22 protein-coding genes are annotated in these 21,508 nt (G+C 72.8%); 10 read left to right on the forward strand and 12 right to left on the reverse strand.

The genetic code is table 11. The features are described from left to right. Positions 1–5 precede the first annotated feature (5 nt). From AB0O09_RS09630 to AB0O09_RS09645, 4 genes are all read right to left on the reverse strand, one after another. Complete coding sequence (locus AB0O09_RS09630; protein WP_363541066.1) at positions 6–2,273, reverse strand: glycoside hydrolase family 3 N-terminal domain-containing protein; 2,268 nt, start codon at positions 2,271–2,273, stop codon at positions 6–8. 100 nt (positions 2,274–2,373) lie between these two features. Continuing rightward, a complete protein-coding gene (locus AB0O09_RS09635; RefSeq protein ID WP_344622830.1) occupies positions 2,374–3,192 on the reverse strand; it encodes a carbohydrate ABC transporter permease in 819 nt (272 codons plus the stop codon). After that, positions 3,192–4,124, reverse strand: coding sequence for a sugar ABC transporter permease (locus AB0O09_RS09640; RefSeq protein WP_363540980.1), 933 nt, complete (start codon positions 4,122–4,124; stop codon positions 3,192–3,194). Before AB0O09_RS09640 ends, AB0O09_RS09635 begins: the two co-directional genes overlap by 1 nt. 18 nt (positions 4,125–4,142) lie before the next feature. Then, a complete protein-coding gene (locus tag AB0O09_RS09645) occupies positions 4,143–5,453 on the reverse strand; it encodes an extracellular solute-binding protein (protein WP_363540981.1) in 1,311 nt (436 codons plus the stop codon). A gap of 130 nt (positions 5,454–5,583) precedes the next feature. Between AB0O09_RS09645 and AB0O09_RS09650 the strand changes: the two genes are divergently transcribed. After that, positions 5,584–6,615, forward strand: coding sequence for a LacI family DNA-binding transcriptional regulator (locus AB0O09_RS09650; protein ID WP_363540982.1), 1,032 nt, complete (start codon positions 5,584–5,586; stop codon positions 6,613–6,615). 314 nt (positions 6,616–6,929) lie between these two features. Continuing rightward, positions 6,930–7,232, forward strand: a complete 303-nt coding sequence (locus AB0O09_RS09655) for a hypothetical protein (protein WP_363540983.1) — start codon at positions 6,930–6,932, stop codon at positions 7,230–7,232. 6 nt (positions 7,233–7,238) lie between these two features. On the opposite strand, the gene AB0O09_RS09660 is transcribed toward AB0O09_RS09655, so the two are convergent. Then, positions 7,239–8,141, reverse strand: a complete 903-nt coding sequence (locus tag AB0O09_RS09660; protein ID WP_363540984.1) for a LysR family transcriptional regulator — start codon at positions 8,139–8,141, stop codon at positions 7,239–7,241. An 89-nt stretch (positions 8,142–8,230) separates the two neighbouring features. On the opposite strand from AB0O09_RS09660, the gene AB0O09_RS09665 reads away from it, so the two are divergent. The 3 genes from AB0O09_RS09665 to AB0O09_RS09675 all read left to right on the forward strand — a co-directional run bounded on the left by AB0O09_RS09665 (position 8,231) and on the right by AB0O09_RS09675 (position 10,917). Continuing rightward, complete coding sequence (locus AB0O09_RS09665) at positions 8,231–9,193, forward strand: reductase (RefSeq protein ID WP_363540985.1); 963 nt, start codon at positions 8,231–8,233, stop codon at positions 9,191–9,193. A 1-nt stretch (position 9,194) separates the two neighbouring features. Continuing rightward, a complete protein-coding gene (locus AB0O09_RS09670) occupies positions 9,195–10,094 on the forward strand; it encodes an aldo/keto reductase (RefSeq protein ID WP_363540986.1) in 900 nt (299 codons plus the stop codon). Between the two features lie 148 nt (positions 10,095–10,242). Beyond that, positions 10,243–10,917 carry a Crp/Fnr family transcriptional regulator gene (locus AB0O09_RS09675; protein WP_344622838.1) on the forward strand — a complete coding sequence of 225 codons (675 nt, stop codon included), beginning with the start codon at positions 10,243–10,245 and terminating at the stop codon, positions 10,915–10,917. A 97-nt stretch (positions 10,918–11,014) separates the two neighbouring features. Here the strand turns inward: AB0O09_RS09675 and AB0O09_RS09680 are convergent, their stop codons facing one another. From AB0O09_RS09680 to AB0O09_RS09700, 5 genes are all read right to left on the reverse strand, one after another. Next, positions 11,015–11,845 (reverse strand): MBL fold metallo-hydrolase, encoded by an 831-nt coding sequence (locus AB0O09_RS09680; protein WP_344622839.1) that lies wholly within the window; start codon positions 11,843–11,845, stop codon positions 11,015–11,017. After that, positions 11,842–12,006, reverse strand: coding sequence for a hypothetical protein (locus tag AB0O09_RS09685; RefSeq protein WP_363540987.1), 165 nt, complete (start codon positions 12,004–12,006; stop codon positions 11,842–11,844). Before AB0O09_RS09685 ends, AB0O09_RS09680 begins: the two co-directional genes overlap by 4 nt. 46 nt (positions 12,007–12,052) lie before the next feature. Then, on the reverse strand, positions 12,053–12,913 hold the full coding sequence (locus AB0O09_RS09690; protein ID WP_363540988.1) for an NUDIX hydrolase: 861 nt from the start codon (positions 12,911–12,913) through the stop codon (positions 12,053–12,055). 69 nt (positions 12,914–12,982) lie between these two features. Beyond that, positions 12,983–13,453, reverse strand: a complete 471-nt coding sequence (locus AB0O09_RS09695; RefSeq protein WP_344622842.1) for a RidA family protein — start codon at positions 13,451–13,453, stop codon at positions 12,983–12,985. Beyond that, the gene (locus AB0O09_RS09700) at positions 13,453–13,611 is read right to left on the reverse strand and encodes a DUF4177 domain-containing protein (protein WP_095874066.1); all 159 of its coding nucleotides are present in this window, start codon (positions 13,609–13,611) and stop codon (positions 13,453–13,455) included. Before AB0O09_RS09700 ends, AB0O09_RS09695 begins: the two co-directional genes overlap by 1 nt. 231 nt (positions 13,612–13,842) lie before the next feature. On the opposite strand from AB0O09_RS09700, the gene AB0O09_RS09705 reads away from it, so the two are divergent. Together AB0O09_RS09705 and AB0O09_RS09710 are read left to right on the forward strand one after the other, a co-directional pair. Then, the gene (locus AB0O09_RS09705; protein ID WP_344622843.1) at positions 13,843–14,910 is read left to right on the forward strand and encodes an ArsA-related P-loop ATPase; all 1,068 of its coding nucleotides are present in this window, start codon (positions 13,843–13,845) and stop codon (positions 14,908–14,910) included. Next, on the forward strand, positions 14,907–16,097 hold the full coding sequence (locus AB0O09_RS09710) for an ArsA family ATPase (RefSeq protein ID WP_363540989.1): 1,191 nt from the start codon (positions 14,907–14,909) through the stop codon (positions 16,095–16,097). Before AB0O09_RS09705 ends, AB0O09_RS09710 begins: the two co-directional genes overlap by 4 nt. Positions 16,098–16,154: 57 nt before the next feature. On the opposite strand, the gene AB0O09_RS09715 is transcribed toward AB0O09_RS09710, so the two are convergent. Continuing rightward, positions 16,155–16,478 carry a WhiB family transcriptional regulator gene (locus AB0O09_RS09715; RefSeq protein ID WP_043175103.1) on the reverse strand — a complete coding sequence of 108 codons (324 nt, stop codon included), beginning with the start codon at positions 16,476–16,478 and terminating at the stop codon, positions 16,155–16,157. A gap of 401 nt (positions 16,479–16,879) precedes the next feature. Here AB0O09_RS09715 and AB0O09_RS09720 point away from each other — a divergent pair, with 401 nt between their 5' ends. Further along, the gene (locus AB0O09_RS09720) at positions 16,880–19,102 is read left to right on the forward strand and encodes a transglycosylase domain-containing protein (RefSeq protein ID WP_363540991.1); all 2,223 of its coding nucleotides are present in this window, start codon (positions 16,880–16,882) and stop codon (positions 19,100–19,102) included. A 108-nt stretch (positions 19,103–19,210) separates the two neighbouring features. Here the strand turns inward: AB0O09_RS09720 and AB0O09_RS09725 are convergent, their stop codons facing one another. Then, positions 19,211–19,666, reverse strand: a complete 456-nt coding sequence (locus tag AB0O09_RS09725) for a GatB/YqeY domain-containing protein (RefSeq protein WP_363540992.1) — start codon at positions 19,664–19,666, stop codon at positions 19,211–19,213. Positions 19,667–19,826: 160 nt separating this feature from the next. Between AB0O09_RS09725 and AB0O09_RS09730 the strand changes: the two genes are divergently transcribed. Together AB0O09_RS09730 and AB0O09_RS09735 are read left to right on the forward strand one after the other, a co-directional pair. Continuing rightward, positions 19,827–20,492, forward strand: coding sequence for a class I SAM-dependent methyltransferase (locus tag AB0O09_RS09730; RefSeq protein WP_363540993.1), 666 nt, complete (start codon positions 19,827–19,829; stop codon positions 20,490–20,492). 12 nt (positions 20,493–20,504) lie between these two features. Beyond that, positions 20,505–21,446: a metallophosphoesterase gene (locus AB0O09_RS09735; RefSeq protein ID WP_363540994.1), complete on the forward strand. Its 942-nt coding sequence runs from the start codon at positions 20,505–20,507 to the stop codon at positions 21,444–21,446. The last annotated feature ends 62 nt before the right edge of the window (positions 21,447–21,508 follow it).

Genomic DNA, 21,508 nt, shown 5'->3' on the forward strand with positions numbered 1-21,508 from the left:
GGGGGCTACCGCACGTCGAGGACGGGGTGCAGCCGGCGGGTGTGGTCGACCGTGCGGACGGGTCCGGTGAGCTCGACCTCGGCGGTGAGCCGCGGGTCGGTGCTGGAGGCGGCGAGGCGCAGCTCCAGGGTGCCGGGTTCGACGATCCGGAGGCCGTCCCGGCCGGTGAAGGAGGCCAGGTCGGCGGGGACGGTCGCGGTGATCCGGCACTCCTCGCCGGGGCCGAGCGGCACCCGCCGGTAGCCGATCAGGCGCTGGACGGGCTGCACCACGGAGGCGACCGGGTCGTGCAGGTAGAGCTGGACGACCTCGGTGCCGGGCCGCCCGCCGATGTTGCGGACGGTGAAGGAGAGCCGGAACTCGCCCGCGGTGTCCGTCCGTCCGGTCTCGACGGCGAGGTCGGACCAGGCGAAGGCGGTGTAGGTGAGGCCGTGGCCGAAGCCGTACGCGGGGGTGGGGTCGGTGCTGGAGACGTCGGTGGGTCCGGCGAGCCGGGCGGCCAGGTAGGAGGACGGCTGGACGCCGGGGCGGCGCGGCACGCTGACGGGCAGTCGGCCGGACGGCTCGACGCGGCCGCTGAGCACGCCGGCGAGCGCACCGGTGCCCTCCTCGCCGGGGAAGAAGGTCTGCACGATCGCGGCGGCCTCGTCCACGGCGCGGCCGAGGGCGTAGGGCCGGCCGGCGAGCAGGACGACCACCACGGGGGTGCCGGTGTCGAGCAGGGTGTCGAGCAGTTGCTGCTGGGCGCCGGGGAGTTCCAGCGACTCGGCGTCGCAGCCCTCGCCGCTGGTGCCGCGGCCGAAGAGGCCGGCGCGGTCGCCGAGGGCGAGCACGACGACGTCGGCGCGGCGGGCGAGGGCCGCGGCCTCGGCGAAGCCTGCGGTGCTGCCGTCGTCGACGCCGGTGCCGGTGACGGTGTGGATCTCGGCGCCGTCGAACTCGGCGGCGAGGGCCTCGCGCAGGGTGGGCATCCGCAGGCCGACCGGGGTGTCGGGGTGCTGGCGGCCGACGTGCACCGGGAAGGCGTAGCAGCCGAGCACGGCGGTGGCCTCGTCGGCGTTGGGGCCGATCAGGGCGATCCGGGCGGGCCGGGCGAGCGGCAGGGTGCCGTCGTTGCGGAGCAGGACGACGGACTGCTCGGCGATCTCGCGGGCGAGTTCGCGGTTGCCGGCCGGGTCGAGGTCGACGGTGCCGCGCAGGGTGGCCGGGTCGGTGAGGTCGGCGCCGGCGAGGACGGCCGGGACGGGTGTCCAGTCGGGGTCGAGCAGGCCGAGTTCGGCCTTCTGGACGAGGACGCGGCGCAGCGCCCGGTCGACGAGGCGTTCGGGCAGCCGGCCGGTGGTGATCGCCTCGACGAGCGGTTCGCCGAAGGTCTTCACGGTGGGCAGTTCGACGTCGACGCCGGCGGCGAGGGCGGCGCCGGCGGCCTCGGCCCAGTCGCCGGCGACGCCGTGCAGGGTCCGCAGGAAACCGATGCCGAAGTAGTCGGCGACCACCGTGCCGGTGAAGCCCCAGGTGTCGCGGAGGAGTTCGGTGAGCAGCCGGTCGTCGGCGGCGGAGGGCACGCCGTCGGTGTCGGTGTAGGCGTGCATCACGGAGCGGGCGCCGCCCTCGCGGACGGCCATCTCGAACGGCGGCAGGATGACGTCGGCGCGTTCGCGGGCGCCCATCCCGACGGGGGCGAGGTTGCGGCCGGCGCGGGAGGCGGAGTACCCGGCGAAGTGCTTGAGGGTGGCGACGATCCCGGCGGACTCCAGGCCCTGCACGTAGGCGGTGCCGACGGTGCCGACCAGGTACGGGTCCTCGCCGACGGTCTCCTCGACGCGGCCCCAGCGGGCGTCGCGGACGACGTCCAGGACGGGGGCGAGGCCCTGGTGGACGCCGACCGCGCGCATGTCGCGGCCGATCGCGGCGGCCATCCGGCGGACCAGTGCGGGGTCGAAGGCGGCGCCCCAGGCGAGCGGCACGGGGTAGGCGGTGGCCTTCCAGGCGGCGAAGCCGGCCAGGCACTCCTCGTGGGCGACGGCGGGGATGCCGAAGCGGTTGGCGGCGGCGATCCGCTGCTGGGTGCGCATCAGCGAGAGCGCGCCGGTGGCCGGGTCGACGGGGGCGGTGCCGAACGGCCGGGTGAGCTGTCCGAGTCCGTGCGGGAGCAGGGTGTCGAGGGCGGGCGGCTCCTCCATCTCGTGCTGGTACGGGGCGACCTCGCCGCCCTCGTCGGAGGCGCCGACCCAGACGCCGAACAGCTGGGCGATCTTCTCCCGGAGGGTCATGGCGGCGATCAGGGCGTCGGCCCGTGCGCCCGGGTCGCGGGCGGTGTCCTGCCAGGCGGGGACGGCGGAGGCGGTCTCTACGGCCAGGTTCATGTGTCGGTCACTTTCCTCCGACGCCCATGAGCCCCTGGACGAGGGCGCGGCGGGCGAACAGGTAGACGAGCAGGATCGGGATCATGGACAGCACGACGGCGGCCAGCAGCCCGGGGACGTTGATGCCGTACTGGGTCTGGAAGTCGTAGAGGCCGAGGGTGATCACCTTGGTCTCGTCGGACTGGGTCAGCACCAGCGGGAAGAGGAAGCCGTTCCACGCCTGGAGGGCGGAGAAGACGGTGATGGTGGAGAGCCCGCCCTTGGAGAGCGGCAGCACCAGCTGGAGGAAGACCCGCCGGGGGGTGGCGCCGTCCATCGCCATCGCCTCGTAGAGCTCGGGGGTGATGTCGCGCATCACGCCGGTGAGGACGAGGGTGCAGACCGGCAGCGAGAAGGCCGCGGTCGGCAGGATCACGCCGATCAGGTTGTCGTACAGGCCGGCTTTGCTGATGACGTAGAACATGGGCACGATCACCGCCTGCGCGGGGATCGCGAGGCCCAGCAGGAAGAGCCGGAACGCCAGGTCCGTGGTCCGGCCGCGGCTGCGCACGATGGCGTAGGACAGCGGCGGCACCACCAGCAGCACGACGGCGACCACGCTCACCGTGACGATCACGGTGTTGAGGAAGTACTGGCCGAAGCCGCCCTGCAGGTCGTCGAGGTAGTTCTGCAGGGTGAGGTGGCGGGGCAGGCCGAGCGGGCCGCTCTCCGCGTAGTCGGCGCGGCTCTGCAGGGTGGCGGCCAGCATGGTGTACAGCGGCAGGCCGACGACGAACAGCCAGACCAGCGAGCCGAATCCGGCCAGGACGTTGGGGCGTCGCCTCATCACAGGCCCTCCGAGGTGCTGCGCATCCGGTCGTAGCCGGACAGCCGGACGACGGCGAGCGAGATGGCGGTGGCGACCAGGACGAGCAGCAGCGCGACCGCCGATCCGGTGCCGAAGTCGAAGCCCTTGAAGGCCTTCTGGTACATGTAGTAGGCGCTGATGGTGGTGTCGGTGCCGGGCCCGCCCTGGGTGAGGATGAGCACCGTGTCGAAGGTGGTGAGGCCGCCGACCATCATGAGGATCACCGAGGTGATGATCGCGTTGCGCAGCTGCGGCAGCGTGATGTGGAAGAACTGCCGTACGGTGCCGGCCCCGTCGATCGCGGCGGCCTGGTAGAGCACCGGCGGGACGGCGCGGGCCGCACCCTGGTAGATGAGCGTGTGGAACGGGGTGAACTGCCAGGCGCCGACCAGCACCAGCACGCCGATCGCGCCGGTCTGCGAGCCGAACAGGTTGCCGTCGCCGAACAGCCACTCGGCCTCGGCCGGGACGCCGAAGTTGGGGTCGAGCAGCGCCCGCCAGAGCACCGAGACGGCGGTGGCGGAGAGCAGCAGCGGCACGAAGTAGATCGCCGACAGCACCGCCCGGTTGCGCTGGTGCCCGGCCGCCCAGACCCCGAGCAGGATGCTGATCGGGGTCTGGACGGCCACGCCGAGCAGGGTGAGCAGCAGGCTCAGCCACAGGCTCTTGACCATCACGGGGTCGTCGAAAAGCCGGTTCCAGTTGTCGAAGCCGGCGAACTCCGGTGAGCCGAGGCCGTTCCAGCGGGTGAAGGACAGCACGGCGACCAGGACGAGCGGCACGATCGCGAAGAGGACGAAGAAGACCGTGGCCGGGAGCGCCCAGGCGAACCCGGGGCGGGTCACCGCGGTGCCCGTCCGGCTCGCCGGTCGGCGCCGCGTCACGGCCCCGGTGGCAAGAGTTGTGGTCATGGTGCGACCCGTCTGGTGTCAGGAGTTCGGCAGGGCCTGCATGGCCTTGATGAAGCCGTTCTCGTCGATCTGGCCGTTGAAGAACTGCTGGACGGCCTGGTGGATGGGCGTGATCGCGGCCGGCGGGTACGCCTGGTCCCAGGAGAGCTGGAACGACGGCGCGGCCTTCACCAGGTCGAACTGGAAGGTGGAGTACGCCGGGTTGGCCGCGCTGCTCAGGAACTTGGGGGTGTTGCTGGTGGTCGGCAGGTTGCCGATGGCCAGCTGGCCCTGGACGAACTCGTCGGAGTACTGGAGCTTGAGGAACTCCGCGACGGCCTCCGGGTGCTTGGTCTTCTTCAGCACCGAGTAGAAGTTGTTGGTGTTGCCGACGACGTTCTTCGGGTCGCCCTTGCCGCCGGTGACGGTCGGGAAGGAGCCGTAGCCGAGGCTGGACTTGGTGAAGTCGGGGCTGGCGTCCTGCTGGGTGGAGTACTCCCAGGAGCCCATCAGCTCGAAGGCGGCCTTGCCGCGGGCGAGCAGGGCCGGCGAGCCTCCGTCGGTGAACTTCACCGAGTCGAAGTTGGTACCGAACGCGCCCGCGTCGATGAGCTGCTTGAGCATGCCGAGGGCCTTCTTGCTGTCCTCGCTCGCCCAGGCGGCCTTGTCGCCGCCGAGCGCCTTCTTGAACAGGTCCGGGCCGGCGACGCGATCGTAGAGGTACTCGAACCACATCAGGGTCGGCCACTGGTCGCCGCCGCCGAGGGCGATCGGGGTGACGCCCTTGCCCTTGAGCGTCTGCACCGCGGCGAGCAGCTCGTCGAAGGTCTTGGGCGCACTCACGCCGGCGTCGGCGAGGACCTTGGTGTTGCTGAAGAGCAGCACCGGCTGGGTGCCGCGCATCGGGACGCCGTAGGCCTTGCCGTCGACCACGGCGGTGTCGAAGACCGAGGAGAGGAAGTTGGCCTTGAGGCCCGGGTCCTTGGCGATCATGTCGTCGAGCGGCATCAGCAGGCCGGCGTCGACGAACGGCTTGATGCTGCCGCCGCCCCAGTTGAAGAAGACGTCCGGGGCCTGCTTGGTGTTGATGATCGTCTGCAGCTTCTGCTGGTAGTCGGCGCCCGGAATGGTGTCCAGGACGGCCTTGACCTTCGACGTCTTGTTGAAGGTGTCGACGATCTGCTTCTCGACCTTGTTGGTGGCGTCCCCGTAGACCAGGACGTGGATCTCTCCCGAACCGCTGTCCCCGGAGGAACCGGAGCCGCTGCCGCAGGCCGTCAGGGTGATCCCCAGGACCACGGCCGCGCTGCCTGCGGCGAGGGAACGGGAGAGCCGAGCGTGTCTTCTCATCGCGGTGCCTTTCGAAATCTTTCGGCATCTTCGCCGAAATTCTTGGCGCGCTGCGACGCTAGATCCGCGCTCCGAGGGGGGTCAACCCCCCGTCACGCAGTTACCGGAACGTGACCTGGACACGTGCCTTATGCTGCACGCCATGCGAGAAGAGGAGGAGAACGGCCGCGTCACGCTCGCCCAGGTGGCAGAAGAGGCCGGCGTCTCCGTGTCCACGGTTTCGAAAGTTCTCAACGGCAGGCAGGACGTCTCCCGCCCGACCCGCCTCAAGGTCGAGCGCCTGCTGGAGGTCCACGGCTACCAGCGGACGCCCAAATCGGCCTGGGAGGCGCCGCTCGTCGAGATCGTCTTCCCCGAGCTCGACAACCTCTGGGCGATGGAGCTGATCAAGGGCGTCGAGAACGTCGCCAAGGAGCACGAGGCCAGCGTGGTGCTCACCGAGAGCGGCACCCGGCACGCCCCGGACCCGAGCTGGATCGAGGGCGTGCTGCGCCGCCGGCCGCTCGGCGTGGTGCTGGTCTTCTCCAGCCTGCCGCTCGAGGTGAAGCAGCAACTCCGGTCCCGCGCCATCCCGTTCGTCATCATCGACCCGGCCGGCGACCCCGAGCCGGACGTGCCGTCGGTGGGCTCGGCGAACTGGGCCGGCGGCCTCGCCGCGACCCGCCACCTGGTCGAGTGCGGGCACCGCCGGATCGCCATCATCACCGGCCCCGAGGACATGCTCTGCTCGCTGGCCCGGCTGGACGGCTTCCGCTCCGCGATGGGCATGGCCGGCCTGGAGATCCCGCCCGGCTACGTCTCCTTCGGCGACTTCCACGTCGAGGGCGGCCGCCGCCGCGCCATGGAGCTGCTGGCCCTCCCCGAGCGACCGACCGCGATCTTCGCCGGCAGCGACCTGCAGGCGCTCGGCGTCCTGGAGGCCGCCCGGGTGCACGGACTGAAGGTCCCCGACGACCTGTCGGTGGTCGGCTACGACGACGTGCCGATCGCCCAGTGGACGAGCCCGGCCCTCACCACCGTCCACCAGCCGCTTCGGCAGATGGCCGAGGAGGCCGCGCAGATGCTGATCCGGATGCGCGCCGAGGGCGGCAGCGCGGCCCGCCTGGAACTCGCCACCAGCCTGGTCGTCCGCAAGAGCACCGCCCCGCCGCCCGCCGCCTGACCGATCGGCCGATCTTTCGAAAACGGCCAGCCGAAAACGGACGGCCGAAAACGGTCGGCGCGCACGGCACCCGCTTTCCGGGTACCGCGGGGCCCGGAAGGTCACGGCGGCCTACAGCAAGGTCTTGCAGAAAGTTACATTCATACTGCCGAGTAACCTTGACTCCCCGACCCTGCCGGGCGCATCGTCGGGACTACGCCGCCACCACCCCGTGCGGTCCTCCTCCTGTGCCATCCCCGCAGGTCAGCCGTTCCACCCGCTGACGGTCGCGCCCCCACGCGACCGCCCGTGCCGTCCGAGGAGGGCCAGCCCCCATGACCATCGGCCTCCCACCGGCCGGGGCCCGTACGTGCCCCGCCACCGCCTCCCCCGCCGTTTCCGCCTCCCCCGTCCCGCGGCCCGTCCACCCGACGTACCACCACCCGCTCTGGCTGGTCACCGTGCCCACGACCCACCCCGACGGCCGCACCGGCACCCAGAGCTTCGCCGTCCGCGCCCTCACCGTGCAGGAGGCGATGGCCGCCGCCGGCCGCCGCGCCCACGCGGACAGCGCCCGGACGCGCCGCCGCGGTGCCCGTCTCGACTTCCGCAACGCCAGCGCCGTGCTGCACCGCTGACCGCCGTCAGCCGACGGTCGTGCCCGCCTTCAGCAGCCGGGCCAGCGCCTCGGCGTACGGCTGGGGGCGGCGGCGCCGGGCGACGGCGATGCCGAAGTGCCGGGCCGGCCGCGGCGGCCGGACCGGAACCACCCTCGTGCCCGGCAGCGGCGGGTCCAGCGCCACCTGCGGCACCAGGGAGACCCCGACCCCGGCGGCCACCAGCGACCGGGCGAAGAAGTAGTCGGTGGTGCTGCCGGCGACCCGCAGGTCGAACCCGGCCAGCGCGGCGTGCCGGTGCAGGAATGCCTCGGTCTTCGAACAGCCCACCACCCAGCGGTCGTCGGCGAGTTCGGCGAGGTCCAGCTCCTCGCGGGCGGCCAGCGGGTGGGCCTGCGGGAGCACCACCGAGAGCGGGTCGTCCATCAGCGGCGTCCAGTCGAGGCCGGATCGGTCCCCGGGCTGCACCGGCAGCGGGCCGTCGAAGTGGTAGGCGATCGCCAGGTCGGCGACGCCCTCGCGCACCATCGGCAGGCTCTCCTCGGGCTCCCGCTCCACCACGTGCAGGTCGGCCTCGGGGTGCTCGGCGGCGAACCGGGCCAGTGCCGCGGGCAGCAGGTACCGGCCGCCGGTGGTGAAGGTGGCCACCGTCAGCCGCGGGCGCGGTGCGGCGAGCCGGTCGATCTGCTCCCGGGCGTGGCGGAGTTCGGCGCCGATCGCACCGGCCGCCTCGACCATCAGCCGCCCCGCCTCGGTCAGCACCACGCCGCGGGTGGAGCGCTCCACCACCAGGGTGCCGAGCCCCCGCTCCAATGCCGCGACCTGCTGGGACACCGCGGACGGGGTGATCCGCAGCGCGGCCGCCGCCCGGTTGAAGCTGCCGTGCTCGGCGACCGCCTGCAGCACCCCGAGCCGGTGGACGTCGATCACCGCAGCCCCTCCCCGTCGACAGTTCTCCTTACGACCGGTTCAGCAGGTCGCCAGTTCCGCTGCTGACGATACGCCAGGAGAGTGGAGCCATGAGAAGCGTCTGCATCATCGGCGGAAGCCGGTACTTCGGCCTGCACCTGGTGTCCCTGTTCCGCGACGCCGGAGTCGCGGTCACCCTCGTCAACCGCGGCTCCGCCGCCCCGCCCCCGGGTGTCGACCACGTCCGCGCGGACCGCTCGAACGAGGCGGCGCTGACGGCCGCGCTCGGCGGACGGACCTTCGACGCGGTGGTCGACCAGGTGCTCTACACCCCGCTGCAGGCCGCCGTGGCCTGCCGGGTCTTCGCCGACCGCGCCCCGCGCTACGTGATGACCTCGACCATGGAGGTCTACGACCCGGCGACCTCCCCGCTCGTGCCCGCCTCGGACGGCCCGGTCACCGAGGGCTTCGTCGACCCGGCGGCCTGGGCCGTCGACCTCGACCTGCCCTGGCACGACCCGCAGGCGCTCGCCCGGCACTTCGACGCGGCGACCGGCTACGCGGAGGGCAAGCGGCAGGCCGAGGCGGTGCTCGCCCGCTCCGCGCCGTTCTCCTGGGCGAGCATCCGCAGCGCCCACGTGCTCGGCGGCGGCGACCGCGACTTCACCGGACGGCTGGCGCACTACGTGGAGCGGATCGCCGCCGGCCGCCCGGTCGCCGTCCACCGGGACGCCCGGCCGACCTCCTTCGTCCACCACCGGGAGATCGCCACCGTGCTCGCCCGGGCCGCCGTCACCGACGCCGACGGACCGCTGAACGCCTGCTCGCACGGCGCGCTCGACGCCGCCCGGCTCTCCGAACTGATCGCCGAGCGGCTCGGCACCACGGCCCGGTTCCGGACGGCGGAGGGCGAGGACGCCTCTCCGTTCTCCTTCGACCGCTCGTACGCCATGGACAACGGCCGGGCCGCCGCACTCGGCTTCCCCCTGTCCCGGACGGCCGACTGGCTACCCGCGGCGATCGACGAGGCGGCCTGGGCCGCGAAGGCCGCCGTGGCCGGAAGGGCGGTCTGAGATGCACCGGCGCACCATCGGCGGCACCGCCGTCCATCCGGTCGGCCTCGGCGCGATGCCGCTGTCCGTCGAGGGCCGCCCGGCCGAGGAGGACGCCCTCGCGGTCGTCCACGCCGCCCTCGACGCGGGCGTCACCCTGATCGACACCGCCGACTCGTACCACTGGCACGCCGGGGAGCGCGGCCACAACGAACGGCTGATCGCCCGGGCCCTGGCCCGCCGCGGCGGGGACCGCGACCGGGTGCTGGTGGCCACCAAGGGCGGCCGCGGCCGCCCCGGCGACGGCTCGTGGACGGTCGACGGCCGCCCCGAGCACCTGCGACGGGCCTGCGAGGAGTCGCTGCGGCGGCTCGGCACCGAGGCGATCGGCCTCTACCAACTGCACAAGCCGGACCCGCGGGTGCCCTGGGCCGAGTCGGTGGGCGCCCTGCGGGAACTGCTGGACGCGGGCAAGGTCCGCGCCGCCGGGATCTCCAACGCCGACGCGACGCAGATCCGCGAGGCGCACGCGATCCTCGGCGCCGGCCTGGTCTCGGTGCAGAACCGCTACTCCCCCGCCGACCGCTCCGCCGAGCCGGAGCTGCGGCTCTGCGAGGAGCTCGGACTCGCCTTCCTGCCGTGGAGCCCGCTCGGCGGCATCTCCCGCAGCTCGCTGGACGGCCCCTCCGCGCCGGACCCCTCCGACCCCGCCCCCGCCGGCACGCCCTTCCACCGGGTGGCCGCCGCCCGCGGCACCTCGCCGCAGCGGGTCTGCCTGGCCTGGCTGCTCGCGCTCTCGCCCGCGGTCGTCCCGATCCCCGGCGCGAGCCGACCGGCCTCCGTCCGGGACTCCGCGGCCGCCGCCGGCCTCGTCCTGGAGCCCGCCGAGCTCGCCCTGCTGCCCGACCGGACACCCGCCTGACCTGCCCCGCCGGGGCCGCGCCGCTGGTACGGGCGGGTGCGAATGGCCCCATAGGGCACTCGACGGCACACCCCTCCTCATATGATCGGAGCGACATGCGCCATCCTTGGTGGTGAGAAACACCACCGGACGATGCAGGAGGAAGCACGTGGACGACGTTCTTCGCCGCGCCGCGCTGTTCGCGGCCCTCGACGACGACCAGGCTGCCGAGCTGCGCGCTTCCATGACCGAGGCGACCCTCGCCCGCGGCGAGTCGCTGTTCCACGAGGGCGACCCGGGCGACCGGCTGTACGTCGTCGTCGAGGGCAAGGTGAAGCTGCACCGCGCCTCGCCGGACGGCCGCGAGAACATGCTCGCCGTGCTCGGCCCCAGCGAGATGATCGGCGAACTGTCGCTGTTCGACCCGGGCCCGCGCACCGCCACCGCCACCGCACTGACCGAGGTCAAGCTGCTCGGCCTCGGCCACGGCGACCTGCTGCCGCTGCTGCACGCCCGCCCCGAGGTGTCGATCGCACTGCTGCGCGCCATCGCCCGCCGCCTGCGCCGCACCAACGACGTCATGTCCGACCTGGTCTTCTCGGACGTGCCCGGCCGCGTCGCCAAGGCGCTGCTCGACCTCTCCCGCCGCTTCGGCGTGCAGTCGGAGGAGGGCATCCACGTCTCCCACGACCTCACCCAGGAGGAGCTGGCCCAGCTGGTCGGTGCCTCCCGCGAGACGGTCAACAAGGCGCTGGCCGACTTCGCCGGCCGCGGCTGGCTGAAGCTGGAGGCCCGCGCGGTCGTCCTCCTCGACGTCGAGCGCCTCTCCCGCCGCTCCCGCTGACCCGGGTCAAGCACTCAGGGGCGCAACCGGGCAGGCACTCAGGGGCGCTGGGGGCACCCCAGCGCCCCTGAGTGGTTCCCCCGAGTGGTTTACCGTCTCAGAGCCCCTGGATGAGTCCGTGGTCCTCCAGGTAGCCGAGCTGGGCCCGGACGGAGAGTTCGGCGGCCGGCCACAGGGCCTTGTCCACGTCGGCGTACACCCGGGCCACCACCTCCTCCGCGGTGCGGCAGCCGGCCTCCACGGCGGTCTCCACCTGGGCGAGCCGGGCGGCCCGGTGGGCGAGGTAGTAGTCGACGGCGCCGAGCGCGTCGGCGAGCACCGGGCCGTGCCCGGGCAGGACGGTCCGCACGCCGTGCTCCGCCGCCATGGTGTGCAGGCGGCGCAGCGAGTCGAGGTAGTCGCCGAGCCGGCCGTCCGGGTGGGCGACCATCGTGGTGCCGCGGCCGAGCACGGTGTCGCCGGTGAGGATCGCGCCGTCGGCGGGCAGGTGGAAGGTCAGTGAGTCCGCGGTGTGCCCGGGGGTGCCCACGACCCGGATCTCCAGGCCGCCGACCTCGACGACCTCGCCGGGCCGCAGCCCTTCGTCGCCGAGCCGCAGCGCCGGGTCCAGGGCGCGCACGTGGGTGCCGGTGAGTTCGGCGAACCGGGCGGCGCCCTCGGCGTGGTCGTGGTGGCCGTGGGTGAGCAGGGTGAGGGCGATCCGCTTGCCCTGCTGTTCGGCGGTGTCGACGACGCGGCGCAGGTGGCCCTCGTCGAGCGGGCCCGGGTCGATCACGACGGCGAGGTCGGAGCCGGGTTCGGACAGCAGCCAGGTGTTGGTGCCGTCCAGGGTCATCGGGGAGGGGTTGGGCGCCAGCACGCAGTGCGCCCGCGGGGTGGCCCCGCCGCCGACGGTGGCGGCGGGGTCGCCCGGAAGGAGACCGCTCACCGGCCGCCCTCGCGCACCAGGTTGCGCGACGGCAGCGCGCGGGCGAGCCGGCGCGGAGCGGTGCGTTCCTCGACGCGGCCGTCGCAGGCGACGACCTTGGGGGTGATGCTGCGGGCGGGCAGGTCGTGCTCCGTCCGGCGAGCCACGTCGTTGTGGTTCATCGGCCAGTGTCCTTCCGTGTGTTCGGGTGGGTCGCCCGGCGTGGGATCACGCCGGGAAGTCTCCGTCGATGGTCAGCTCGTCATACCCGGGCCAGCGGACGGTCATTCGGTCGCCGTCGACCTCGGCCCGTCCCAGGACGGGCGTGACGGTGCGCCGGCCGGCGGCGGCCAGGGCCTCGGCGGCGGACCGCACCGGCAGCAGTTCGCGCAGCACGGTCACGGTCGGCGGCAGCATCCCGTAGCGGCCCCCGGCGTGTCCGGAGACGGCCTCGGCGGGGGCGAGCCAGGCCACCCGGTCGGCCTCGCCGACCTGTGAGGCGGCGGCCTGTCCGGCGGGCAGCGCGGCCACGAAGAACCAGGTGTCGAAGCGGCGCTCCTCGAACTCCGGGGTGATCCAGCGGGCCCAGCCGCCGAGCAGGTCGCTGCGCAGCACCAGGCCGTGCTTGTGCAGGAACTCGGCGAAGGAGAACTCGCGGGCCTCCAGCGCGGCCCGCTCGGCGGACCAGTCGCGGGCCTCGGCGGTGGAGTCCGCGTCGGGGCCGGCGAGCAGCACGCCGGACTCCTCGAAGGTCTCCCGGACGGCCGCGCAGACGACGGCCTGCGCCGTCCGGGGGTCGGTGCCGAGGCGGGCGCCCCACTCCTCGGGCGCAGGGCCGGCCCAGGCGATCTCGGCGTCGGCGTCCCGGGGGTCGACGCCGCCGCCGGGGTAGGCGTACATGCCGGCGGCGAAGGCCATCGAGGTGCGGCGGCGCAGCAGGTAGGCCTCGGGGCCGTCGGCGGTGTCGCGCAGCAGCACGACCGTGGCCGCGGCCCTGGGCTCGGCCGGGGTCAGCTCGCCGGCGGCGAGGGCCCGGATCCGGGCGGGCCAGCCGGGCGGCATGGGGGTCGACGGTGCGCGGTCATCCATGCCCCGGATGCTAAGCGGGCGGGGGTGGGCTTGGACAGGGCCCACCCCCGCCCGGTGCTGTTCGGGGGCTCAGGCCCCGGTCCGCACCCGGACCTGGATCTCGACCTCGACCGGGGCGTCCAGCGGCAGGACGGCGACGCCGACGGCGCTGCGGGCGTGCACGCCGGCCTCGCCGAGGACCTCGCCGAGCAGCTCGCTGGCGCCGTTGACCACGGCGGGCTGGCCGGTGAAGTCGGGGGCGGAGGCGACGAAGCCGACCACCTTGACGACCTGCTCGACGCGGTCGAGGTCGCCGATCACGGACTTGACCGCGGCGAGCGCGTTCAGCGCGCAGATCTGCGCGAGCGCCTTGGCGCGCTCGGGCGTCACCTCGGCGCCGACCTTGCCGGTGTGCTGGAGCTTGCCGGCCACCATGGGCAGCTGGCCGGAGGTGAAGACGTGGTCGCCGGAGCGGACGGCCGGCACGTAGGCCGCCACCGGCGGGGCCACCTCGGGGAGGGTCAGGCCGAGCTCGGCCAGCTTCTCCTCAACCTTGCTCATCAGCTCTTCTCCCGCTTGAGGTAGGCCACGAGCTGCTCGGGGTTGTTCGGGCCGGGCACGACCTGGACGAGCTCCCAGCCGTCCTCGCCCCAGGTGTCCAGGATCTGCTTGGTGGCGTGCACGAGAAGCGGCACGGTGACGTATTCCCACTTGGTCATGGGGGTGACTCTAGACCGTCCGGCCGCCGGGCCCGGCGACGCCACGGGGCGGGCGGCCCGGGCCCGCGGCGGGTCGCCCACGACGGGCCGTGGTGTGAGGTGGGACACAAAGAGGGCATGAATCCGGCCGGGCACCCGGATGGTCCCGCCATCGGCGGCGTCGGCTGGTTACCCTCGCCAAGGAGGGGGCACCCGTTGCGGTGCCCGGTCGACGCAGGACGGAGACGGAGCGTGGCGAGCACCCCCGGCCCATCGGCGCAGGCCGACCCCGACTGGGAGGGGGTCCGGCTGCACGTCGTCAGCGGCAAGGGCGGCACCGGGAAGACCACCGTCGCGGCGGCGCTGGCCCTGGCGCTGGCCGCCGAGGGCGGGCGGACCCTGCTGATCGAGGTCGAGGGGCGGCAGGGCATCGCCGAACTGTTCGGGATGGCCGCGCTGCCCTACGAGGAGCGCAAGGTCGCCACCGTCTCGCCGTCCCGTCTGGGGCTGCCCGGCACCGGCCAGGGCGAGGTGTACGCGCTGGCGATCGACACCGAGCTGGCGCTGCTCGAGTACCTGGAGATGTTCTACAAGCTGGGCCGGGCCGGGAAGGCGCTGCAGAAGGTCGGCTTCGTCGACTTCGCGACCACCGTCGCACCGGGCGTGCGGGACGTGCTGCTGACCGGCAAGGCCTGCGAGGCGGCCCGGCGCAAGGGCCCGGACGGCCGCCGGGCGTACGACGCGATCGTGATGGACGCGCCCCCGACCGGGCGGCTCACCCGCTTCCTCAACGTCAACGAGGAGGTGGCCGGGCTGGCCAGGTTCGGCCCGATCCACGGTCAGGCGCAGGCCGTGATGCGGGTGTTGAAGTCCCCGGAGACGGCGGTGCACTTCGTGACGCTGCTGGAGGAGATGCCGGTGCAGGAGACCGTGGACGGCATCGCCGACCTGCGGGCGGCGCAGCTGCCGGTGGGCGGGGTGATGGTCAACATGGTCCGGCCGCCGGTGCTGGACGCGGCGGCCGTGGCGGCCGTCGACGGCGACCACCGCGAGGAGGTCGCCGTGGCGCTCGGCGAGGCCGGGCTGGGCGGCCGCTCGCGCAAGCCGGAGACGGTCCGGGCGGCGGTGGAGCCGCTGCTCGCCCCGCTGCTGGAGCAGGCCAGGGAGCACGCCGAGCGGGTCGAGCTGGAGCGCGCTCAGCGGGCGGACCTGCAGCGGGCGAAGCTGCCGACGTACGAGCTGCCGCTGCTCGGCGAGGGCGTGGACCTGGGCGGGCTGTACCGGCTGGCGGGCGAGCTGAAGCGGCAGGGGGCGGCATGACGGCGGGCACCCGCAAGGAGCGGACGACGTCCGCGCTGGACGTGGACGCGCTGATCGACGACCCGGAGACCCGGATCGTGGTGTGCTGCGGCTCCGGCGGCGTCGGCAAGACGACCACGGCGGCGGCGATCGGGCTGCGGGCCGCGGAGCGCGGCCGGAAGGTCGTCGTGCTGACGATCGACCCGGCCCGCCGGCTCGCCCAGTCGATGGGCCTGACCGAACTGGACAACACCCCGCGGGTGGTGAAGGGCGCGCAGGGGCCCGGCGAGCTGCAGGCCATGATGCTCGACATGAAGCGGACCTTCGACGAGGTCGTGCTGGCCCACGCCGAGCCGGAGCGGGCGAAGGCGATCCTGGAGAACCCCTTCTACCAGTCCCTGTCGGCCGGCTTCGCCGGTACGCAGGAGTACATGGCGATGGAGAAGCTCGGCCAGCTGCGGGCCGAGGACCGCTGGGACCTGATCGTGGTGGACACCCCGCCGTCCCGTTCGGCGCTGGACTTCCTGGACGCGCCGAGCCGGCTGGGCTCCTTCCTGGACGGGAAGGTGATCCGGCTGCTGACGGCGCCGGCGAAGGTCGGCGGGCGCAGTGCGATGAAGTTCCTCAACGTGGGGATGGGCCTGCTCACCGGCACGCTCGGCAAGATCTTCGGCGCCCAGCTGCTGACCGACGTGCAGACCTTCGTCTCGGCGATGGACTCGATGTTCGGCGGCTTCCGGGAGCGCGCCGACCGCACGTACCAGCTGCTCAAGGCGCCGGGTACGGCCTTCCTGGTGGTGGCGGCGCCGGAGCGCGACGCGCTGCGCGAGGCGGCGTACTTCGTGGACCGGCTGGCCGCGGACGAGATGCCGCTGGCCGGGCTGGTGCTCAACCGGGTGCACAGCACGGGGGCGCCGCAGCTGACCGCGGAGCGGGCCCTGGCGGCGGCGGAGGCGCTGGAGGAGAACGGTTCGCAGACCTCGACGGTGGCCGCGGAGACGCTGGCGGCGGGGCTGCTGAGGCTGCACGCCGAGCGGATGCAGATCATGTCGCGGGAGCGTCGCACCCGCGACCGGTTCGTGTCGGTCTACCCGGACGTGCCGATCGTCGAGGTGGCCGCGCTGGCCGGCGACGTGCACGACCTGGACGGGCTGCGGGCCGTCGGGGACCGCCTGGGGGCCACCGACCCCGCGGGCGCGGTGAGCTGAGCGCCCGCCAGGTGTGGTGGTGTGCCGCCGGGGGCGGACCGTCGGTCCGCCGCCCGGTCAGCCCGCCTGCGCGTAGTCCGTCAGCACCACACCGGTGGCCAGCGAGGCCTCGTACTCGGTGCGGGCCGTCTCCAGCAGCCGGCGCCACGAGACCACCGTGGGCCTGCGGCGGAGCAGTGCCCTGCGCTCGCGCTCGGTCATCCCTCCCCAGACGCCGAACTCCACCCGGTTGTCCAGTGCGTCGGCGAGGCACTCCGTCCGCACCGGGCAGCCGCTGCACACGGCCTTGGCGCGGTTCTGTGCCGCCCCCTGCACGAACAGCTCGTCCGGATCACTCGTGCGGCAGGCCGCCTGCGCACTCCAGTCGTCCACCCAGCCCATTTCGGCGCCGTCCTCTCCCGAATCGGGGCTCCCCCACGGCGGCAACGGCATATTCACCGCTGCCAGTTGAGGACGTTACGGAAGAACGGCAACGAGCAACAGCCCCTTCGGGCTCAATCTCAGATGGCCCAATCGGACTATGGGTGCCCGGAAGCTCACTCGTTGGAGTGATCGCAGGTCGCAGGGCTTGCCAGGACCGGTTCTGCCACTTTCGTCACACTGTGCAAGCAGGCACCGCCCGCCACACCCGGACAGTCGACAACAAACCGGCGCAAATTGGACAAAGCTCATCACTCACAAGAGTGATGACGATGCACAGAGAGAAGCTGTCGCAGTTCTGTGACAAGCGTAGGCGAACACCTGCCCCCCTGTACGGGAATCGGCGACGTAGTGTTCTCCCCATGGCGACTCAGCGACCCGCGGGCTCCGTACTCGACAAGGCAGGCCTCGGCATCAAGCTCCTGGGCACCAGCGTGCTGGCCGGGATCCTGGTGGCCGGGATGGCCCTGCCGGCCGTGGGAGCGCTCGGTCTGACCGCCAAGGACACCGCGGACAGCTTCGACGACATCCCGAGCGACTTCACCACCCCCGCCCTCTCCCAGGCGTCGACGATCTACGACTCCAAGGGCGGCGTGATCGCCAAGGTCTACGACCGCGACCGGACCATCCTCACCAAGGAGCAGATGGCGCCGATCATGCGCCAGGCCCAGGTGGACATCGAGGACAACCGGTTCTACGAGCACGGCGCCGTCGACCTCAAGGGCGTGCTGCGCGCGGCCACCAAGAACGCCGAGGCCGGGTCCGCCACCCAGGGCGCCTCCACGCTGACCCAGCAGTACGTGAAGAACGTCTTCGTCGAGCAGGCCGGCGACAACCAGGACGCCTTCCTGGACGCCACCCGCAAGAGCCTCGGCCGCAAGGTCAAGGAGCTGAAGATCGCCATCAAGTTGGAGGAGGACCTGACCAAGGACCAGATCCTCACCAACTACCTCAACATCACCTTCTACGGGCACCAGGCGTACGGCATCGAGGCCGCCGCCAACCGCTACTTCAGCAAGAGCGCCAAGGACCTCACGATCCCCGAGGCCGCCATGCTGGCCGGCCTGGTGCAGAACCCCTCGGCCTACGACCCGGTGCTGCACCCCAAGGCGGCGCAGGTCCGCCGGGACACCGTGATCAACAAGCTGCTGGAGTACAAGCACATCACTCCCGAGCAGGCCAAGGAGGCCCTGGCCGCGCCGCTGGGCATCAAGTACAAGGAGCCGCTGAACGGCTGCATCACCGCGCAGTCCGGCATGGGCTTCTTCTGCGACTACGTCCGCCACGTGGTCAAGCAGGACCCGGTCTTCGGCAAGACCGCGGCCGACCGCCAGAAGCTGTGGAGCCAGGGCGGCCTCAAGATCTACACCACCATCGACCCGGCCAAGCAGGAGGCCGCGCACGACGCGGTCACCACCAAGGTCAAGGTGACCGACTCGGTCTCCGCCGCGATGACCATGGTCAAGCCCGGCACCGGCGAGATCCTCGCGATGGCCCAGACCCGCCCCTACGGCCTGGACTCCAAGCAGAACCAGACCGTCCTCAACCTGAACGTCGACGCCGCCATGGGCGGCGGCAACGGCTTCGCCCCCGGTTCGACGTTCAAGCCGATCCTCGCCGCGGCCGCGCTGGAGTCCGGCGTCCCGATCGACCAGCAGTACCCCTCGCCGTACCAGATGAGCTACCCCAGGATGACCACCTGCGACGGCACCTGGAACGAGAAGAACGTCCCGGTCGAGAACGAGAGCTCCACCGAGGTCGGCCCCTTCACCCTGAAGGACGCCATGGCGAAGTCGGTCAACACCTACTTCGTGCAGATGGAGGAGGAGGTCGGCCTCTGCGCGATGAAGCAGATGGCCACCAAGCTCGGCATCGGCAAGCTCGCCAACGGCAGCCCGATCAAGCAGATCCCCTCCATGGTGCTCGGCACCCAGGAGGTCAGCCCGCTCACCATGGCCAGCGCCTACGCCGCCTTCGCCGCCCGCGGCAAGTACTGCAGGCCGATCGCGATCACCTCGATGGTCAACGCCGACAACAAGAAGCTCCCGGTGCCGAAGGCCGACTGCTCCCAGGCGATGGCCGAGACCACCGCGGACGGCATCAACACCCTGCTGCTCGGCGTGACCGAGAAGGGCACCGCCTCCGGGATCAACATCTCGGACGGCCGCCAGATCGCCGGCAAGACCGGCACCACCGACAACCGCTACGCCGCCTGGTTCACCGGCTACACCCCCGACCTGGCCACCTCGGTCTGGCTCGGCGGCCCCACCGGCAACATCTCGATGCGCAACATCCGCATCGGCGGCCGGTACTACTCCTCGGTCTACGGCGCCGACGGTCCGGGCCCGATCTGGCAGAAGGCCATGAACGAGGTCCTCGTCGGCACCAAGCGCAGCACCTTCGACACGGTCAACGTCCCCGAGGCCAACCCGACGCCCACCGACACCCCGGCCCCGCCGCCCGGCACCACCGGCGGGAACGGCAACGGCAACGGCGGCAACGGGAACGCCACCGGTCTGATCAACGGCGGCTTCACCCTGCCGCCCGGCACGTTCGGCGGGAACACCGGCCGGCCCCGCCACTGAGCGGCCGCCCCGTCCACGCCGGAGGGCGGCCACCCCGCATCGGGTGGCCGCCCTCCGGCGTCGGTGTCCAGGTGTCGTCCCGGGCCGCCCCTCGGGCGGTGCCCGCGGTCAGCCCGCCAGCGCGGCCTTCACCGCGGCGGCCACCCGGCCGCCCTCGGCCCGGTCGCCCACCTTCGGGCGGACCAGCTTCATCACGGCGCCCATCGCCTGCGGACCGGACGCACCGCTCTCCGCCACCGCCTCGGCGACGATCGAGGCCAGCTCCTCGTCCGAGAGCTGCTGCGGCAGGTACCCGGCGAGCACCTCGCCCTCCGCCCGCTCCTGCGCGGCCGACTCGGCGCGGCCGGCGTTCTCGAACGCCTCCGCGGCCTCCCGGCGCTTCTTCGCCTCGCGGACGATCACCTTCAGCACCTCGTCGTCCGAGAGCTCCCGCTTCGTCTTGCCCGCCACCTCCTCGGAGGTGACCGCGGCCAGCGTCAGCCGGAGGGTGGACGAGCGGAGCTCGTCCCGGGCCTTGATCGCAGCCGTGAGGTCCTCCTGCAGCTGCTGCTTGAGCGTCGTCATGGCGCAAATCCTCGCAGCCCGGAGCGCTTTCCGCGCACCAATTTGCCCCGGGCCCGGCCGCTCGTCCCCGGGGCGGTCTCGGCGCGACGTCGGCTCGGCCCTCCGAAGGTCCTGCGGGAACGCCGGACGGGCCGGGCGGACGCGTGCGAGGATCCCGGGCATGGCGATGGCGGGAACGGACGCGTACCGGGCCGTGGACGGCCTTCCGGACGGGGTCGCCCGGGCCGTGGCGGCCGCACGGGAGGCCGGCTTCCCGCACTCCTGCCGCCCCGAGCAGGGACGGCTGCTGCAGGCGCTCGCCGGCGGGGCACGGACGCGGATCGGCGAGAGCGGCACGGGGTACGGCGTCGGACTCGCCTGGCTCGCCGCGGGGGCCGCGCCCGGTGTCGACCTGGTGAGCGTCGAGCGCGACCCGGACCGGGCCGCGGCGGCCGCGGTGCTGTTCACCGACGACCCCCGGGTCCGGGTGCTCGCCGCCGACTGGACGGAGCTGTACGCCCACGGCCCCTACGACCTGCTGGTGCTGGACGGCGGCGGCCAGGGCAAGACCGGCGGGGCCGCCGCCCCGGAGCGGCTGCTCACCCCGGGCGGAGTGCTGGTGGTCGACGACTTCACCCCGGCGGACGGCTGGCCGCCGCTGTTCGACGACCGCCCCGACGAGGCGCGGCTGCACTGGCTCCGGCACCCCGCGCTGCGCGCCGTCGACCTGCCGCTCGCCGCCGACCTCAGCACCGTCGTCGCCGTCCGACGGCACCGGGACCGATCGGGGGCCGGTCCGGGGCGTTCTTCGGTGACCTGCCCGTTCACGGCCCGAACCGCTGTCTGAGAGCATGGACCGATGCGACCGCTGTACTCCGTCCCGCTCGGTGTCGCCGCCGCCGGCGCCGCCTGCCTCGCCTACTCCGCAGGCTACGAGGTCCGTGCCTTCCGCCTGCGCCGCGTCGAGGTTCCGATCCTTCCGCGCGGCGCACGGCCGATCCGGATCCTGCAGGTCTCCGACATCCACATGGTGACCGGGCAGCACAAGAAGCAGCGCTGGCTGCAGAGCCTCGCCGGACTCCGCCCCGACCTGGTGGTCAACACCGGGGACAACCTCTCGGACCCGCTCGGCGTCCCCGCTACCCTGGACGCGCTCGGCCCGCTGATGGACTTCCCCGGCGTGTACGTGTTCGGCTCCAACGACTACTACGGGCCCGCCCGCAAGAGCCCCACCCGATACCTCACCGCGCTGCGGACGGGCGTGCACGGCCTCAACAACCCGGACGGCTCCGGCCGCCGCGGCATCAAGGGCGCCGTCCACAACCCGTGGCAGAAGCTCCGCGACGGCTTCGACGAGGCCGGCTGGCTCAACCTCAACAACGCCCGCGGCCGGCTCACGATCGCCGGTCTCGACGTCGAGTTCACCGGCCTGGACGACCCGCACATCCGGCACGACAAGTACGCCAAGGTGGCGGGCGGGCCGTCCGCGGACGCCGACCTGTCGCTGGCCGTCGTGCACGCCCCGTACCTGCGGGTGCTGGACGCCTTCACCGCCGACCGCTACCCGCTGATCCTCGCCGGGCACACCCACGGCGGACAGCTCTGCATCCCGTTCTACGGCGCCCTGGTCACCAACTGCGACATCGACACCGACCGGGTGAAGGGCCTCTCCACCCACAAGGCCGGCGGCCACCGCTCGTACCTCCACGTCTCGGCCGGCTGCGGCACCAACCGCTACACCCCCGTCCGCTTCGCCTGCCCGCCGGAGGCCACGCTGCTGACCCTCACGCCGGGCCGCTGACCTGCTCCGACGCCCCCGGGGGAATCGGATTTCGTCTCTCGGCACACCTCCTGTAGAGTTCT

Origin of the sequence: Kitasatospora sp. NPDC093679 (assembly GCF_040683455.1) — a bacterium.
Classification (GTDB): domain Bacteria; phylum Actinomycetota; class Actinomycetes; order Streptomycetales; family Streptomycetaceae; genus Kitasatospora; species Kitasatospora arboriphila.

Bases quoted from the DNA above. Each gene is read 5' to 3' on its own strand.
- AB0O09_RS09630 (WP_363541066.1), bottom strand. From the start codon at position 2,273: ATGACCCTCCGGGAGAAGATCGCCCAGCTGTTCGGCGTCTGGGTCGGC.
- AB0O09_RS09635 (WP_344622830.1), bottom strand. From the start codon at position 3,192: ATGAGGCGACGCCCCAACGTCCTGGCCGGATTCGGCTCGCTGGTCTGG.
- AB0O09_RS09640 (WP_363540980.1), bottom strand. From the start codon at position 4,124: ATGACCACAACTCTTGCCACCGGGGCCGTGACGCGGCGCCGACCGGCG.
- AB0O09_RS09645 (WP_363540981.1), bottom strand. From the start codon at position 5,453: ATGAGAAGACACGCTCGGCTCTCCCGTTCCCTCGCCGCAGGCAGCGCG.
- AB0O09_RS09650 (WP_363540982.1), top strand. From the start codon at position 5,584: ATGCTGCACGCCATGCGAGAAGAGGAGGAGAACGGCCGCGTCACGCTC.
- AB0O09_RS09655 (WP_363540983.1), top strand. From the start codon at position 6,930: ATGACCATCGGCCTCCCACCGGCCGGGGCCCGTACGTGCCCCGCCACC.
- AB0O09_RS09665 (WP_363540985.1), top strand. From the start codon at position 8,231: ATGAGAAGCGTCTGCATCATCGGCGGAAGCCGGTACTTCGGCCTGCAC.
- AB0O09_RS09670 (WP_363540986.1), top strand. From the start codon at position 9,195: ATGCACCGGCGCACCATCGGCGGCACCGCCGTCCATCCGGTCGGCCTC.
- AB0O09_RS09685 (WP_363540987.1), bottom strand. From the start codon at position 12,006: ATGAACCACAACGACGTGGCTCGCCGGACGGAGCACGACCTGCCCGCC.
- AB0O09_RS09690 (WP_363540988.1), bottom strand. From the start codon at position 12,913: ATGGATGACCGCGCACCGTCGACCCCCATGCCGCCCGGCTGGCCCGCC.
- AB0O09_RS09695 (WP_344622842.1), bottom strand. From the start codon at position 13,453: ATGAGCAAGGTTGAGGAGAAGCTGGCCGAGCTCGGCCTGACCCTCCCC.
- AB0O09_RS09700 (WP_095874066.1), bottom strand. From the start codon at position 13,611: ATGACCAAGTGGGAATACGTCACCGTGCCGCTTCTCGTGCACGCCACC.
- AB0O09_RS09710 (WP_363540989.1), top strand. From the start codon at position 14,907: ATGACGGCGGGCACCCGCAAGGAGCGGACGACGTCCGCGCTGGACGTG.
- AB0O09_RS09715 (WP_043175103.1), bottom strand. From the start codon at position 16,478: ATGGGCTGGGTGGACGACTGGAGTGCGCAGGCGGCCTGCCGCACGAGT.
- AB0O09_RS09720 (WP_363540991.1), top strand. From the start codon at position 16,880: ATGGCGACTCAGCGACCCGCGGGCTCCGTACTCGACAAGGCAGGCCTC.
- AB0O09_RS09725 (WP_363540992.1), bottom strand. From the start codon at position 19,666: ATGACGACGCTCAAGCAGCAGCTGCAGGAGGACCTCACGGCTGCGATC.
- AB0O09_RS09730 (WP_363540993.1), top strand. From the start codon at position 19,827: ATGGCGATGGCGGGAACGGACGCGTACCGGGCCGTGGACGGCCTTCCG.
- AB0O09_RS09735 (WP_363540994.1), top strand. From the start codon at position 20,505: ATGCGACCGCTGTACTCCGTCCCGCTCGGTGTCGCCGCCGCCGGCGCC.